This window comes from Sphingosinithalassobacter sp. CS137, from assembly GCF_014334115.1.
Lineage (GTDB): Bacteria > Pseudomonadota > Alphaproteobacteria > Sphingomonadales > Sphingomonadaceae > Sphingomonas.
The window spans coordinates 2,246,632-2,261,347 of record NZ_CP060494.1 but is presented as its reverse complement, the minus strand read 5'-3'; the positions used below and the strand labels follow the sequence as shown (position 1 = coordinate 2,261,347).

17 protein-coding genes and 1 tRNA gene are annotated in these 14,716 nt (G+C 68.4%); 7 read left to right on the top strand and 11 right to left on the bottom strand.

Going from position 1 to position 14,716, the window contains the following annotated elements:
* Position 1 precedes the first annotated feature (1 nt).
* Entirely contained in the window at positions 2 to 127 is a 126-nt protein-coding gene (locus H7V21_RS11130; RefSeq protein WP_188053824.1) for an aa3-type cytochrome c oxidase subunit IV, read from the bottom strand.
* Positions 128 to 285: 158 nt separating this feature from the next.
* Between H7V21_RS11130 and H7V21_RS11125 the strand changes: the two genes are divergently transcribed.
* Entirely contained in the window at positions 286 to 1,713 is a 1,428-nt protein-coding gene (locus H7V21_RS11125) for a sigma-54-dependent transcriptional regulator (protein WP_188056507.1), read from the top strand.
* A 48-nt stretch (positions 1,714 to 1,761) separates the two neighbouring features.
* Positions 1,762 to 2,784, top strand: a complete 1,023-nt coding sequence (locus H7V21_RS11120; protein WP_188053823.1) for a hypothetical protein — start codon at positions 1,762 to 1,764, stop codon at positions 2,782 to 2,784.
* A gap of 8 nt (positions 2,785 to 2,792) precedes the next feature.
* Here H7V21_RS11120 and folP read toward each other — a convergent pair whose 3' ends face one another.
* From folP to H7V21_RS11105, 3 genes are all read right to left on the bottom strand, one after another.
* Positions 2,793 to 3,896, bottom strand: coding sequence for a dihydropteroate synthase (gene folP / locus H7V21_RS11115; RefSeq protein WP_188053822.1), 1,104 nt, complete (start codon positions 3,894 to 3,896; stop codon positions 2,793 to 2,795).
* Positions 3,897 to 3,966: 70 nt separating this feature from the next.
* On the bottom strand, positions 3,967 to 5,100 hold the full coding sequence (locus H7V21_RS11110; protein ID WP_188053821.1) for a site-specific DNA-methyltransferase: 1,134 nt from the start codon (positions 5,098 to 5,100) through the stop codon (positions 3,967 to 3,969).
* Positions 5,101 to 5,281: 181 nt separating this feature from the next.
* The gene (locus H7V21_RS11105; RefSeq protein ID WP_188053820.1) at positions 5,282 to 5,824 is read right to left on the bottom strand and encodes a DUF4199 domain-containing protein; all 543 of its coding nucleotides are present in this window, start codon (positions 5,822 to 5,824) and stop codon (positions 5,282 to 5,284) included.
* A 187-nt stretch (positions 5,825 to 6,011) separates the two neighbouring features.
* Here H7V21_RS11105 and H7V21_RS11100 point away from each other — a divergent pair, with 187 nt between their 5' ends.
* Entirely contained in the window at positions 6,012 to 6,149 is a 138-nt protein-coding gene (locus H7V21_RS11100; protein WP_188053819.1) for a hypothetical protein, read from the top strand.
* A gap of 55 nt (positions 6,150 to 6,204) precedes the next feature.
* Here H7V21_RS11100 and H7V21_RS11095 read toward each other — a convergent pair whose 3' ends face one another.
* The 6 genes from H7V21_RS11095 to glmM all read right to left on the bottom strand — a co-directional run bounded on the left by H7V21_RS11095 (position 6,205) and on the right by glmM (position 10,518).
* Positions 6,205 to 6,639 (bottom strand): response regulator transcription factor, encoded by a 435-nt coding sequence (locus H7V21_RS11095; protein ID WP_262503836.1) that lies wholly within the window; start codon positions 6,637 to 6,639, stop codon positions 6,205 to 6,207.
* Positions 6,640 to 6,720: 81 nt separating this feature from the next.
* On the bottom strand, positions 6,721 to 7,356 hold the full coding sequence (locus H7V21_RS11090) for a ribonuclease HII (RefSeq protein ID WP_188053818.1): 636 nt from the start codon (positions 7,354 to 7,356) through the stop codon (positions 6,721 to 6,723).
* Positions 7,349 to 8,542, bottom strand: coding sequence for a bifunctional hydroxymethylpyrimidine kinase/phosphomethylpyrimidine kinase (gene thiD / locus H7V21_RS11085; protein ID WP_188053817.1), 1,194 nt, complete (start codon positions 8,540 to 8,542; stop codon positions 7,349 to 7,351). The genes H7V21_RS11090 and thiD overlap by 8 nt, the downstream gene beginning before the upstream one ends.
* 155 nt (positions 8,543 to 8,697) lie before the next feature.
* The gene (locus tag H7V21_RS11080; protein WP_188053816.1) at positions 8,698 to 8,922 is read right to left on the bottom strand and encodes a DUF1272 domain-containing protein; all 225 of its coding nucleotides are present in this window, start codon (positions 8,920 to 8,922) and stop codon (positions 8,698 to 8,700) included.
* A gap of 49 nt (positions 8,923 to 8,971) precedes the next feature.
* Positions 8,972 to 9,163: a hypothetical protein gene (locus tag H7V21_RS11075; protein WP_188053815.1), complete on the bottom strand. Its 192-nt coding sequence runs from the start codon at positions 9,161 to 9,163 to the stop codon at positions 8,972 to 8,974.
* A gap of 14 nt (positions 9,164 to 9,177) precedes the next feature.
* Positions 9,178 to 10,518 carry a phosphoglucosamine mutase gene (glmM, locus tag H7V21_RS11070; protein WP_188053814.1) on the bottom strand — a complete coding sequence of 447 codons (1,341 nt, stop codon included), beginning with the start codon at positions 10,516 to 10,518 and terminating at the stop codon, positions 9,178 to 9,180.
* A gap of 71 nt (positions 10,519 to 10,589) precedes the next feature.
* On the opposite strand from glmM, the gene H7V21_RS11065 reads away from it, so the two are divergent.
* Together H7V21_RS11065 and H7V21_RS11060 are read left to right on the top strand one after the other, a co-directional pair.
* Positions 10,590 to 11,858 carry a dicarboxylate/amino acid:cation symporter gene (locus H7V21_RS11065; RefSeq protein WP_188053813.1) on the top strand — a complete coding sequence of 423 codons (1,269 nt, stop codon included), beginning with the start codon at positions 10,590 to 10,592 and terminating at the stop codon, positions 11,856 to 11,858.
* A 150-nt stretch (positions 11,859 to 12,008) separates the two neighbouring features.
* Complete coding sequence (locus H7V21_RS11060; protein WP_188053812.1) at positions 12,009 to 12,716, top strand: zinc-ribbon domain-containing protein; 708 nt, start codon at positions 12,009 to 12,011, stop codon at positions 12,714 to 12,716.
* Here H7V21_RS11060 and H7V21_RS11055 read toward each other — a convergent pair.
* Positions 12,688 to 14,046: an MATE family efflux transporter gene (locus tag H7V21_RS11055; protein WP_262503835.1), complete on the bottom strand. Its 1,359-nt coding sequence runs from the start codon at positions 14,044 to 14,046 to the stop codon at positions 12,688 to 12,690. The genes H7V21_RS11060 and H7V21_RS11055 overlap by 29 nt on opposite strands.
* 131 nt (positions 14,047 to 14,177) lie before the next feature.
* Between H7V21_RS11055 and H7V21_RS11050 the strand changes: the two genes are divergently transcribed.
* Positions 14,178 to 14,264, top strand: a tRNA-Leu gene (locus H7V21_RS11050).
* A gap of 153 nt (positions 14,265 to 14,417) precedes the next feature.
* Positions 14,418 to 14,708 carry a hypothetical protein gene (locus tag H7V21_RS11045; RefSeq protein ID WP_188053811.1) on the top strand — a complete coding sequence of 97 codons (291 nt, stop codon included), beginning with the start codon at positions 14,418 to 14,420 and terminating at the stop codon, positions 14,706 to 14,708.
* Positions 14,709 to 14,716 lie beyond the last annotated feature (8 nt).

Below are 14,716 nucleotides of genomic sequence, written 5' to 3'. Positions count from 1 at the left end.
TTCAGGGCGCGATCAGCAGGACGACGCCAAGAGCCAGGATCGCCACGATCACCGAGCCCCATTTCACCATCGACAGAAAGCCGCCGTAGGTCGCCCGATGAGCTTTTAGTTCGCCTTGTTCGGCCATTGCGCCAACTTCCCCTAAACGCAGCTGTTGCTCTTCCCTTAACCGGCCTCTTGTTCCTCCTCAAGAGTCGTGCGGCTTTGGCACGCTTAAGCCCGCCTTTACGCATTTTGCGTATCAATTCCGCTTCAATGCGGGACAGCAGAGACGAAGGACGGCGGATGACGCGAAACGGGCAGCGCCTCTTGATGCTGATCGACGACGAACCGGCACAGCGCCGCCTCGTCGCCGCCATCGCCGCGCGCCGCGGCTGGCGCACCATCTTCGCGGGCGAATCGGAAACTGCGATCGCCACCCTCGGCACGCCCGACGGAATGGCGCTCGACGCCGTGATTCTCGATCATTGGGCACTCGACTGCGATTCCGCGCAGCTCATCGCCGAACTGCGCACGCGCCGCCCACAGCTTCCGATCCTGATGCTCACCGCCAACGGGTCGGTCGCCGCCGCCGTTTCGGCAATGCGCGCCGGCGCCACCGATTTTCTGGTCAAGCCGCTCGCCTCGGAACGGCTGCTCGCTGCGCTCGAGACCGCGGTCGGCGGCACCAGCTCGGGCGAACTGCGCCCACTCACCGAAAAGCTCTCGCATCCGCTCGCCTTCGACGAGATCGTGGGGTCCGCGCCCCAGTTCCGCGCTGCGCTCGCGATCGCCGCCAAGGCGGCACGCGCCCGCGTGCCCGTGCTGATCGAAGGCGAAAGCGGCGTCGGCAAGGAGGTCGTCGCCGAGGCGATCCATGCCGCCAGCCCCCGCTCGAAGAAGGAGATGATCTGCGTCAACTGCGGCGCCATCCCCGCCAACCTCGTCGAGTCCGAGCTGTTCGGCCATGAAAAGGGCGCGTTCACCGGCGCATTCGAGCGCAAGATCGGCCGTTTCCAGGAAGCCGATGGCGGCACGCTGTTCCTCGACGAAATCGGCGAGATGCCGCTCGAGGCGCAAGTGAAGCTGCTGCGGGTACTGCAGTCGGGCGAAATCCAGCCGCTCGGTGCGCGCCACACGCGCGAAGTCGACGTCCGCGTCGTCGCCGCGACCAACAAGACGCTGATCGCCGAGGTCGAGGCCGGCCGCTTCCGCGAGGATCTCTATTATCGCCTCAACGTCGTCCAGGTGACGATCCCGCCGCTGCGCGACCGCAGCGGCGACGTTCCGGCGCTCGTCCGCCATTTGCTCGGCCGCATCGCCGAGCAGCCGGGGCTGCGGCCGCTCGGCATCACCGACGAGGCGCTGCAGCTGCTCGGCTCCTATGACTGGCCCGGCAACGTGCGCCAGCTCCAGAACGCGCTCTTCCGCGCCGCCGTGCTCTGCGAGGGGGATGCGCTCACCCGCACCGACTTCCCCCAGATCGCCCAGCTGGCAGCCGGAAAGCCCGAAAGCAGCGCCGCCAGCCAGCCTGCGACCGGCCATGCCGGAGTCACGCTGTTCCGGCCCGACGGCAATCTGCGCCCGCTGGAGGAGATCGAAGCGGACGTGATCCGTCTCGCGATCGGCCATTACCGGGGCCGCATGACCGAAGTGGCGCGTCGGCTCGGCATCGGCCGCTCGACGCTGTACCGCAAGCTGGGTGAGTTGGGGATCGACCAGAACGCCGCCTGAGCCGCCGCCACGTCTGGAACACCCGCTCGCGTCATGCTTTGACGGGCCATGCGACTTTTGCCTCCTCTGCTGACCGCCGCCGCGGCGCTCGCGGCCTGTTCGGGCCAGTCGTCCGACCCGCAACCGCGCGCCACGCCTGGCGCCATGCCCACCGCCGAAGCATCGCCTGGCCCCGTGCAGGCCCAACGAACCGGCGACGCGTGGGTCGATTATCGGAACGCCCGGTTCGACTTCGCGATCGAAGTGCCGCCCGGGTTCGTCGCCACCGACCCGCCGGCCAACGACGACGGCCGCGTGTTCCGCAACGGCGACGCGACGCTGCGCGTGTTCGGCAGCAACAACGCGCTCGGGCGCGGCTTCGAGCAGCAGGTCGCCGCCGTCCGCGAAGGCCTTCAGGACGTCTCGGTCGTGAACGACGGCGTCGCCGTCTGGCGCGCGACGGGCACCAATGCGGACGGCGCGCGCGTCCACGTCCTGCTGTTGCGTCCCGACGACCAGCGGCTCGTCACTGCGCGCTTCTCGCATCCCTCCCGCCCGGGCTCGCCCTGGGAGCAGACCGCCGGGCGTGCGCTCGACAGCATGATGCTCGTCGGACGCGCCGGCCCGGCCAGCTTCCTCTACGATCCGGAGCGGCATGCGCTGGTCGATACCGAGGTGCAGCTGCCGCCCAGCTATGAGGAGACGCTGGATGCGACCAAGCTCATCCGCCGCGATCGCACGGCCCAGCTCGGCCAGCGCAATTGCAGCTACGGCGAATCCGGCCTCACCCAGCGCTGCGAGGCGCGCATGGAGCCCGGTCTCGCGATCGCGATCAGCGATACTCCGGTGGCCACTTTTCGCAGCCGCTTTCCGAGCGGAAGGATCGAGGAGGCCGATCTCGCCGGCCGCAGCGGCTTTCGCATCACGCAGGGGGCCGAAGGTTCGGGCTCCAGCTGGACTTTCCTGCCCGCCGGCGATCGCACGCTGATCGTCGAGCGGCTATGGCGCCATCAGGGTGGCGAGCCGACGACCGCGATGATGGGCGTCCTGCGCACCCTGCAGATCGAGCCGGACCCCGTCGTAGCGCGGTGAGCGCGCGCTCACCGCGCTACGAGCGCCGCGTCGCGCATTCCGCGCCAGACACGCAGCGCCTGCGCGGTCTCGAACACATCGTGCACGCGGATCAGCTGCGCGCCTAGTTCCGCGCCTTTCAGCGCGAGCGCGATCGACCCGCCGAGTCGGGAATCGGCCGGCGCCTCATGCGACAGCGCACCGATCATCCGCTTGCGGCTGGCCCCCAGCACGATCGGGCAGCCGATCCCGTGAAACAGCGCGAGCCCGTTGAGCAGCGTCAGATTATGCTGCAGCGACTTGCCGAAGCCCAAGCCGGGATCGATCAGGATCTTCGCGCGATCGACTCCCGCCGCCGCCACTTCGCCCACTCGGCGTTCGAGCCAGTCATAGACTTCGATCAGCACGTCGCGATAGCCGCTGCCGCCATGCGGCTCCCTCTTCGGGTCGGGCGAATGCATCAGCACCACCGGTGATCCGGCCGCCGCCACCACTTCGAGCGCACGCTCGTCATGCAGCAGCGCCGCCACATCATTGACCAGATGCGCGCCCGCCGCGAGCGCCGCCTCCATCACCGCGGCCTTGCGCGTATCGATCGAGACGGCCGTTCCGCTGGCCGCCAGCCGCTCGATCACCGGTCTCGTCCGCGCGATCTCGTCGCCTTCCCACACCGCCTCAGCGCCGGGCCGAGTCGATTCACCGCCCACGTCGATCACCGCCGCGCCGTTCGCCGCCATGTCGAAACCCGCCTGCGCCGCTGCGGCGGGATCGTCCCAATGCGCGCCGCCGTCGGAAAAGCTGTCCGGGGTCACGTTGAGAATGCCCATCGTCGCCGGCTGGTCGAGCCGCAGCACGCGCTCGCCCAGCGTCAGCGGCGCGCGCGCCGCGGAAAGGCGCGCGGCAAGATCGAGTAGCGCCGCCTCGTGCCCGGAGCCGCCGACGACCCGCGCAAAATCGCTCACCGGCACGCATCGCTGCGCGACGCGCTTTCCATCGACGACTGCGATCAGCTCATAGGCAGCGAACCACTGCAGCCCGCCCGCCAGCCGCGCCACCTCACCGTCGCGCCCGACCGGCGTGTCGACGAACTGGACGGGGCGAAGATAGCAGCGCGCGGCGATCGGGAGTTCCATTCGCCACCTCTACCGCGATAGCACCGGGGCTGTCGAAGGGCGTTCGTTCAGCGGAAAGCGGGCGCGCCGCTCAGGGCTGGGTCGCCAGCAGATAGGTCTGGCGCAGCGCATCGATCGGCTCGAGCCCCGCCGCGCCCTCATGGTGCCAGAAGGTCCAGCCGTTGCAGCTCGGCGCGCCCTGCAGCGTCGCGCCCACCTTGTGGATCGATCCGGTCGCGCCGCACTCGCTGGCCAGCGATCCGTCGGCGCGCACCACTGCACGATAGCGGCGGCGCGCATCGGTCAGCACCGCGCCGGCCGTCAGATAGCCGTTCTCCACCAGCACGCCGAACGCCACCCGCGGCGCCGCCTTGGGCGCCTGCATCGTCGTCAGTGCGCTTTCGTCGAGCGGGAGCGCCGCATCGATCCGCGCCTGCGCGGCCTCGATATAGGTGCCTTCGCGATCGATCCCGATCCAGCGCCTTCCCAGCCGCTTCGCCACCGCGCCGGTGGTGCCGGTGCCGAAGAAGGGATCGAGCACGACGTCGCCCGGCTTGGTCGAGGCGAGCAGCACGCGGTACAGCAGCGCCTCGGGCTTCTGCGTCGGGTGCACCTTCACCCCGTCCTTCTTCAGCCGCTCCTGCCCGCCGCAGATCGGAAATTCCCAGTCGCTGCGCATCTGCAGCTCGTCGTTCAGCGTCTTCATGCTGCGATAGTTGAAGGTGTAGCGCGCCTTCTCGCCGGTCGAGGCCCAGATCAGCGTCTCGTGCGCGTTGGTGAAGCGCGTGCCCTTGAAATTAGGCATGGGATTGGCCTTGCGCCAGATGATGTCGTTCAGGATCCAGAAGCCCAGATCCTGGATCGCGGCGCCGACCTTGAATATGTTGTGATAGCTGCCGATCACCCAGATCGTGCCGTCATCCTTCAGGATGCGGCGCGCCTCGGCCAGCCAGGCACGCGTGAACGCGTCATAGGCGACCAGGCTGTCGAACTTGTCCCATGCGTCGGTCACGGCGTCGACATGGCTGCCATCGGGGCGATTGAGGTCGCCACCCAGCTGGAGATTATACGGCGGATCGGCGAAGATCATGTCGACCGACTTGGACGGCAGTGCGCGCATCGCCTCGATGCAGTCGCCCCGCAGGATCGTGTCGAGCGGCAGCGCTTCCACGCCCTTCGCCGCCGTTCCCGCGCTGCGCGCCTTTACCTTTTCCAACACCGTCATGCTTGCTGCCCCCTTGCCCGAGCCGCGCGATCCTGCGGATGGTTACCGGGTCGTCAAGCAATCATTGGTTAACGCCAAATCCTTAGATTTGGTTAATAATCCGGAACATTCCGGCATTGTGGCAGATGTTGAGTCTGCCACTTATCCACAGGCACGATCGGTGGGGTGTGGCCGGAAAGACTCACCTGGCGGCGGTACGATCGACGGCCAGGAAGCTCCGATTGGCGAGCAGTCCGGCCGACACCAGCGACACGAGCAGCCCGATCGGGAAGATCTCCGCCAGCGTGATCGCGAAGCGGAACAGCGGATCGGCATATTGCTCGGCGAAGGCGGCCAGCTCCGCCTGCGTCGCGGCGATCTCGGCCTCGGGCGCACCGGCTGCGCGCATCCGCGCGACCGTATCGGCGCTATACTGGCCGACGAAATCCACGCCCGTCGCGAGCACGATTTCCCACGTGATCGCATAGAGCACGCTCGCCACCAGAGTGATGCCGAGGCCCAGGCCCAGCGCGGGCAGGAACCGGATCACGCCGCCCTGCACCGCGTCGCGCCGGCGCTTGATCGCCAGGAAGATGGTGGTGAAGGCGACCAGCATGGTGAGATAGCCGATCGCCATGCCGACGCCACCTTCGGGCGGGCCGTCGAGAAGCACGTTCAGTCCGAACAGCGGGATCGCCACGACCAGGCCCGCGATGGCGCCGTGGGTGAGAATGGTCTTCAGCATGGTTTCTCTCCTGAATGCGATGGATCGTCCGCCGATCAGGCCTCGGGACACGGCGTGGAGCAATCGCCCGAACGGGTGATTTGCGCGAAATCCTTCCGCCGGGCGATGGAAATCCCACCCCGAGGGAACGTCCGCGCCGAAAGAGCATTACGCACGCGTAACATCGGAACGAAAGCGGAGCGGTCGGATGAAGAAGCTTTTCGTGGCGGCCGCGCTAACGGCGACCGCCTTCGCCACTTCGGGCTGCGTTGCGCTGCTCGCCGGCGCGGCTGGCGCCGGTACGGTCGCCTGCACCGAACGCGAGATCGACTGTCCCGTCGATTGATCCTCCTCCGCACGTACCGCGGCGGAATTCGAGCGCAGTCGGTCCGCCGCAGAAGCTAGCGCACGATCCCCAGCGCCCGCGCCTTCGCCACCGCGTCGGTCCGCCGGGTCGCCTTCAGCTTCGCATAGAGCCGCGCGACGTGCGTCTTCACGGTGTTGGGCGAAACGCCCAGCGCCCGCGCGATCTCCTTGTTCGATCGCCCCGCCGCCAGCTCGAGCAGCACTTCATATTCGCGCGGAGAAATCCCCAGCGCCTCGCGTCCCGCCGGATTGCCATCGAATGCTCTCGGCCCGGCGCGCGGCAGCAAGCGCATTCCCGCGAACACCCCGAGTGCGAGGAATGCGAGCGCGATCACGAAGATCACCACATCGTCCGAATTGCTCCGCACCATCCGCTGATAATCGAGCCATTGCAGCGCCGCCGTCCCCAGCGCGAGCGCACCGCCGTAAAGCGCGATCGTCGGCCAGCCGTGGCTCAGCCGACACGCCACCGCTCAACCCGCCTTTTCGCTGGCGCAGGGTGAAGCAGCTACCGGCGAGGGCCAATGGCTGCCGACGAAGAGCACCGACGCCTACTCCGCCGCGACAAGCTGAACCGGCCCGAGATCCAGTTCCGCCTGCGCCACCCGGGCAAAACTCCGCCGATGCAGCGGCGTCGGGCCGAGCACCTTGAGCGCCTCCTGATGCGCCTTGGCCGAATAGCCCTTGTTCGATGCCCAGCCGTAGCCGGGATACTGCAGGTCATATTCGGCCATCATGCAATCGCGCCGGTGCTTGGCCACGATCGACGCCGCGGCGATCGACAGGCAAAGCGCGTCACCGCCCACCACTGCCGCGCTGGCATGGTTCCAGTCGGGGCAGCGATTGCCGTCGACCAGTACGAACGCGGGCGCGCCGGGCAGCGCCGCCACCGCGCGCGTCATCGCCAGCATGCTCGCCCAGAAGATGTTGAGCCGGTCGATCTCCTCGACGCTGGCCATGCCGACGCCCACCTGCGCGCATTCGAGCAGCGCCGCGCACAGCGCCGCCCGCTTCGTCGCGGTCAGCGCCTTCGAATCGTCGATTCCGTCGGGCACGCATTTCGGGTCGAGGACCACCGCTGCCGCCACCACCGGTCCCGCGAGCGGCCCGCGCCCCGCCTCGTCAACCCCTGCGACCGGCCCCTTGTGCAGCCGGGCATAGCGGCGTTCATGTTTCAGATCAGGCATCGTCGACGCGCCATGGAGGAAAGCGCCGCATCTCGCCAGCCTGATAGAGGCAGATCGCATTGCCCGAAGGATCGGTGAGCCGCGCCTCGCGCCAGCCCCAACGCTGGTCGGTCGGCTCGCTGTCGAGGACGATACCCGATTGCTTGAGGAAGGCGACGGTGACGTCCAGATCGCCGCACTCGAGGAAGGTCACCGGCGCCTCGATATGATCGGTCGTCTCGATCGAAAGCGTCGCGCCGCCTTCGCTTTCGAAGCGCGAGTAGCGCGGGCCCGCGCGCACGATCTCCTTCAGGCCGAGCAGGCGATAAAAGCGCGCACTTGCGTCATAGTCGCGCGCCGGCAGCGTGGCGTGGTTGAACATCGGTGCAAAGCGCGAGAGATTGAGGTCGAGCCGCACGCCCTGCTGTCCCATCGGCCCGTGCCCCTTGCCCAGCCCCGGCGCCTCGCGCATCGCCACGCGCACGAAGCGCCGCGCGCGCGCCACTGCTTCGGGCAGGCGCCAGTCCTTGGCGAGCTCCACTGCGATCGCACTGGCAAGCGTGCAGCCGGTGCCGTGATCCTCCGTGCCGTCGATCCGCGCGTCGCGCCATTCCATCTCGGGCGGATTGCCGTCGTCAGGACAATAGAGCCGGTCGGTCACCTGCGCGCCCTTGGCATGCCCGCCCTTCACCAGCAGCGCGCAGCCGCGCTCGGCGACCAGAGCGCGCGCGGCCTTCCGCTGCGCCTCGACATCGCCCGTCGCCATCCGCGAAAGCGCTTTCAGCTCGGGCAGATTGGGAGTGGTCACGGTGGAAAGCCGCATCAGCCGCTCGAATGCGGCGATCGTCGCTTCGTCGGCCAGCTTCGCACCCGAAGAGGCGATCATCACCGGGTCGAACACGATCGGAATGCCGGCGAGCTCCTCCAGCCGCCCGGCGACCGCCGCGGCGGTGCGCGGCGATCCGATCATCCCGATTTTCACTGCATCGACGCCGAGATCGCCGATGCACGCGTCGATCTGCGCCAACACCATGTCGGTCGGCACCGGATGAACGGCATCGACACCGGTCGTGCTTTGCGCAGTGATTGCCGTGATCGCGGTCATCGCATGGCCGCCCAGCATCGTGACGGTCTTGATGTCCGCCTGGATGCCCGCGCCACCGCCCGAATCCGAGCCGGCGATGATCAATATCCGTGGGACCGTCACATCTGCTCCCGAAGTTGCCCCGGCGCGCGTTCAAGCCCGTCCGTTCGCATTGCGCATCCCCCCACCGGGCCCGCTTACCGTTCTTAACGCTCGCCGACGGGTAGAAGAAAGACCAGTGCCTCCACAAGCACAGCCCGCACCAAGCCCGCGCGAAATCATCCGGCGAACCGCCGCCGGTCGCTCGCGGGATTTGCCTTCAGCCGCTCGCCGGTCCGAGTCGGCCGGTCGAGCAGTTCGCCGCCGCAGTTCGGGCAGCGCTCGTCCAGCGCGTCGGCACATTCGGCGCAGAAGGTGCATTCGAACGAACAGATGAATGCGCCATGCGCATCGGCGGGCAGATCGGTGCCGCAGCGTTCGCAATCGGGGCGCATCTCGAGCATGGCCGAACGATAGGCGCGTGCCCGCACGATGCAAGCCGCGGAGGCGCGGTCAGCCGGGCATCCAGGCGGTTCCCGCGATCCAGGCGGCAAGCGCCAGCCCGTCCGCCACCAGCCCCCAGAACAGCGCAGACCGCGTCTCGCGGGCGATCGGTTCTAGCCCCTGCAGGCGAAAACTCCCTGCCCGCACGAAGCGGATCACTGCGAGCACGGTGACCGCCGCGACGAAGAACCGAAGCAGCACGATTGCAGGCACGCTCAGGCAGCCGCAACCCGTACCGCGTCGCACACCCGGTCGACCACCCGCTCCACCTGCGCGCGATCGTCACCTTCGGCCATCACCCGGATCACCGGCTCGGTGCCCGATTTGCGAATCAGCAGCCGGCCGCGCCCGTAGAGCTCGGCCTCGACTTCGGCGATCGCCTCCTGAACCGCCGCGTCCTCCAGCGGCGCGCCTCCGCCGAACCGCACGTTCTTCAAGATTTGCGGCAGCGGGTCGAAGCGGTGCAGCACTTCGCTCGCCGGCGCTCCGGCGCGAGCGAGTTCGGCAAGCACCTGCAGCGCGGCGACCAGCCCGTCGCCGGTCGTCGCATAGTCGCTCAGGATGATGTGTCCCGATTGCTCGCCGCCGACGTTGTAGCCCGATCCGCGCATCTTCTCGAGCACGTGCCGGTCGCCGACCTGGGTGCGGATCATGCCGAGCCCCTGCGCCGCCAGATGCCGCTCGAGCCCGAGGTTCGACATCACCGTCGCGACCAGGCCGCCGCCCTGGAGTCGCCCCACCCGCGCCCAGCCGCTGGCGATCACCGCCATCAGCTGGTCGCCGTCCACCACCCGGCCGGTCTCGTCTGCCACGATCAGCCGGTCCGCGTCTCCATCGAGCGCGATGCCGATGTGCGCGCCCGATGCAACGACCGTCTCGCACAGCGCTTCGGGAGCGGTCGATCCAACCCCGTCATTGATGTTCTTGCCGTTGGGCGTGACTCCGATCGCGATCACTTCGGCGCCCAGCTCCCAAAGAGCCGAAGGCGCCACCTGATAGGCCGCGCCATTGGCGCAATCGACGACGATCTTCATTCCATCGAGTCGCAGCGCATCGGGGAAGGTCGATTTGGCGAAGTGGATATAGCGCCCCCGCGCATCCTCCACGCGCCGGGCACGCCCGATCTCGGCCGAGGGCGCGAGTGCGGTCTCGCTATCGATCAGCGTCTCGATCGCCAGCTCGTCGGCGTCGGAGAGCTTGTAGCCGTCGGGGCCGAACAGCTTGATGCCATTGTCGGCGAACGGATTGTGGCTCGCCGAGATCATCACGCCCAGGTCCGCGCGCATCGACGTCGTCAGCATCGCCACCGCCGGCGTGGGCATCGGGCCCAGTAGCACCACGTCCATGCCCACGCTGGTGAAGCCCGCGGTCATCGCATTTTCGAGCATATAGCCCGAGAGGCGCGTGTCCTTTCCGATCACGACACGATGCTTGTGATCGCCGCGCCGAAAGTGCGCGCCGGCCGCCATGCCGACCTTCATCGCCATCTCGGCGGTCATCGGTTTCCGATTGGTGGCCCCCCGGATGCCGTCGGTGCCGAAATATTTTCTTGCCATGCCCTGTCTCTTCGCGACCTTGTACGAACGCGCGTGCCCCGTGATAGCGCGCAAAACAGTCAAGATCGAGCATGTCGCAAGCCACCCGCATCCTTCTGTCGCTTCTCGCCGGCCTGGCGCTGGGTATCGCCACCACTGCGGCATGGCCCGAACGCGCGCTCGATTTCGTCGACGTCGCCCAGCCGATCGGCACCGCGTGGCTCAATGCTCTGCGCATGACGATCGTGCCGCTGGTCGTGGCGCTGCTCGTCACCGGTATCGCCGCCACGGCGGAGGCGGCGCGGGCGAGCCGCCTTGCAACCCGTGCCATCGTGCTGTTCCTCGTGCTGCTCTGGATCTCGGCGGCGATCGGTGCGCTGCTCACCCCGCTGTTTCTCGATCTCTGGCCGTTGCCGGAGCAGGCCGCCGCGGCGCTGCGCGCCACCTTCGCGGGCGCCGAGCCTGCGGGCGAGATCCCGCCCTTCTCTGAATTCCTGTCGGCGATCATCCCGACCAATCCGATCGCCGCCGCCGCCAACGACGCCTTCCTCCCGCTCATCCTCTTCACCACCGTCTTCGCCTTCGCCGTAACGCGGCTCCCGGCCGAGCCGCGCGAGACGCTGGTGCGCTTCTTCCGCGCCCTGGCGGATGTCATGCTGGTGATGATCCATTGGGTGCTATGGCTGGCGCCGATCGGCGTGCTCGCCCTTTCCTACGTCGTCGGCGCCCGTGCGGGCACGTCGGCGCTGGGAGCGCTGGCGCATTATGTGATCGTCGTCGCGGCGGTGGGCGGCGTGCTGTGGCTGCTCGCCTACCCGCTTGCGGTGTTCGGCGGGCGTGTGCCGCTGGGCAGGTTCGCGCGTGAAGTGGGCCCCAGCCAGGCAGTCGCCATCTCCACCCAGTCGTCGCTCGCGTCGCTTCCGGCGATGCTGGCGGGCGCCGAGCGACTGGGCGTGCCGGTCGCCACCTCGGGCGTCACGCTGCCGCTGGCGGTCGCGATCTTCCGCGTGACCGGCCCCTGCATGAACATCGCGGTCGCCATCTATGTCGCCCATGTCTTCGGGATGGAACTGGGGCCGCAGCAGCTCGCCGCCGGCATTGCCGCGGCCGCGATCACCACGCTGGGCGCCGTCAGCCTTCCCGGTGCGATCAGCTTCGTCAGTTCGATCGCGCCCATCGCGATCGCGATGGGCGTTCCGGTAGAGCCGCTTGCGCTGCTGGTCGCGGTGGAAACGCTGCCCGACATCATGCGGACGGTGGCGAACGTCACCATGGACGTGTCGACCACCACCGTGATCTCCGCCCGCTCGGAAGACGTGCCCGAGCGCACCGAAGCCGACGCGCTGCTCGACGCGGAGTAGCGACCGCGGCGCACTTCCGCGCGCAGGACGCCCCGGTTCTCGGCGCGGGCCTCGCGCAAGCTTCCGCACCCGCTCTTGCCTGCCTCAGCGGGACGTGATTAGAGTCGCCTGCACCGGCCGCGGAGCAGCGGCGGGCAAGAATGGCGCGTCATGATCCTTGAATGTTCTCAATGCCGTACGCGGTATCTGGTCCCCGACAGCGCGATCGGCGCGGAGGGACGCACGGTGCGTTGCGCAAGCTGCAAGCACAGCTGGTTCCAGGCGCCGATCGTGCTCGACCGCTCGACGGCTGCGGCAAGCGCGCCTGCCCCCGAACCCGCAGTGGCGCCTACTCCGCGCGCCGCTCCGTCCAGCCAGCCGCAGCCTGCGCAGAGCAGTGCGGTCCCGGGCTATGATCCCTTTGCCACCGAACCGCCGTTCAAGCCGCGGCGCAATCCCGCCAGGCGCTGGACCGTCGCTGCCGTCGTCGCGGGCGTCTCGATGCTGCTCGGCTCGGCCGCGATCCTGTTCACCGGCGCGCCCGGCATCGCCTCGCAGCTCGGGCTCAACATGGGAGCGACCGAGACGCCGCTGCGCTTCACCGAGAAGCAGATCGAGCGGCGCCCGCTGCCGAGCGGAAGCGAGCTGTTCGCCGTCTCCGGCAAGGTGGTGAACCCTACCGGCGAGCGGCAGCGCGTGCCCGACATTCGCGTCGAGTTGCGCGATGCGAGCGGCCGGCCCGTATTCGCCTGGCGGATCTCTCCGCAGGAGCGTTTCCTCGACGGGCAAGCCGCGATCGACTTCAATTCGGCTCAGCTCGACGTGCCGGAGGATGCCCGGATCCTCGAGCTCAGCTTCGCAGGGGAACTCGGCGGCTGATCCAGGCCAGGCGAGCACCGTAGAGTAGCGCCGCCGTCACCATGCCGGCCGCCGACGCGAGCACCAGTGCACGCGCCCCCCAGCCGGCGTGGACGAGCGCGATGCCGAGCCCGCCGGTCACCAGGAAGTAGGAGACGATGCCGAGCAGCCCGGCGACCACCTGGTCGCCGAGCGACCGCAGTGCATAGACCAGCACCACCTGCAGCCCGTCGAACAGGATGAACGGCGCCCACAGCAGCAGCATCGCAGTGGCAACCAGCTGCACCTGCGGCGTGGAGGGAAACAGGCTCACGACCGGCGCCGCGGCGATGAGCAGGAAGATCGCGCACAGCCCTGTGGCCGCTGCCGAGGCAGCGGCAGCGATCGCAGTGCGGCCCGCCGCTGCCTCGATCCGCCCCTCGCCCACGGCGTTGCCGACCCGCACGCCTGCCGCCGAGCCGAAGCCGAGCGCCAGGCCGAAGGTGATGTTGTGGATCGAAAAGACGATCTGGAACGCATGGGTGACTGCCTCGCCCAGTTGCGTCGACAGCGCGATCAGAATGGAAAAGCCCGCGATCTCCAGTCCGGAGGCGAGCGCCGGCATGGCGCCGAAGCCGATCAGCGCGCATGCCCCAGCCAGCGTGTCACGGCTCCGGAAGCCGCTCCAGTCGCGGACGCCGCGCTCGGCAGCTCCGGGCAGGGTCAAGGCCGCTGCCACCATCGCCGCCGCGCCCAGCGCGGTGACGATCGCAGTGGCACCGGCGGCGCCGACCGCGCCCATCTGCGGCAGCCCCCAATGGCCGCCGGACATTGCCCAGGCGAGGAGCGCATTGAGCGGCAGCATCGCGAGATTGACGGCCATCACGCGGCGCGGGCGGCTGACACCTTCGAGAAAGAAGCTTGCCGCGATCATCACCAGCTGGGGAAAGAAGGCGAAGGCCATGACCTGCACCACCCGTGCGCTCGCCGGCGCGAGATCGGCCGCCACGCCGATCGCGAGCAGCATCGGCAAGGCGAAGACGAACAGGATGGCGCCGCCCGCGAGACCGAGCACCGCCGCGAGCGCCAGCCCCTGATGCAGGATCGCTCCGGTGCGACGCAGTTCGCCCGCGCCGTCGGCCCGCGCCGAGAACACCAGCACGCCGGTGAGCGCGCCGAGCGCCAGCACCACGCCGACGAAAGTGAGCGAGCGGCTCGCGCCGAGCGCGGCCACTTCGCCGGTGTCGACCAGGCCCACCACGATGATGTCGGTCACCTGGAGCAGCGTCCAGTTGAGACTGGTCAGCATCACCGGCCAGGCCAACGACAGAATGCGGCGCAACTCGGCGGAACGGGCAGGCGAGAGGTACATGATGGGACGCGGCCCTAGGCGGGTTTGGGGGTTGTGAGAAGCGCCGTAACCAGCAGTTGCAAGGTGCGACGCACGGTGCTAGGGGCGTCCGCCTGCCAGCCGCCGGAGCATGTCCGGCGGGGTTTTCACGTGCGGTCGTGGCGGAACTGGTAGACGCGCAACGTTGAGGTCGTTGTGGCCGAAAGGCCGTGGAAGTTCGAGTCTTCTCGACCGCACCAATCCTTCTTCTCCTCGCCCCTCCTCATCGGGCGAGGAGCCGCGCCGCTGCTTTCACAGCGAGCCTGGCGGCGGAGCAGGACCGCACCGGCATGACAGCAGAAGCTGCCCTGCAGCAGTCGTATTAAGCCGAGCACAATGCGTGGCGCGAAGATGTGCGGCGCTGGCGCGAGCAGCATCGGCACGCGCAGGAGGTGCTGCGCGCGATGCTCGAACAGTTCGGCGGAGACAGCCAGATCAATCGGCACATGACAGCGATTGAGCAGCATGGGACCGTGCTCGAACGCACCGGCGCAAGCCTGGGCAATATGGCCGACGAACATCCACGCCGGCGCGCGATGCATGAGGAAATGCGCGAGGCGCATCATCATCTGATGGACGTGATCGCGATGCTGGAACGATCGGTCGAGCGCCCGATCGGGCCGGCCGCACCGGCGGATCAGTGAGCAAGCCA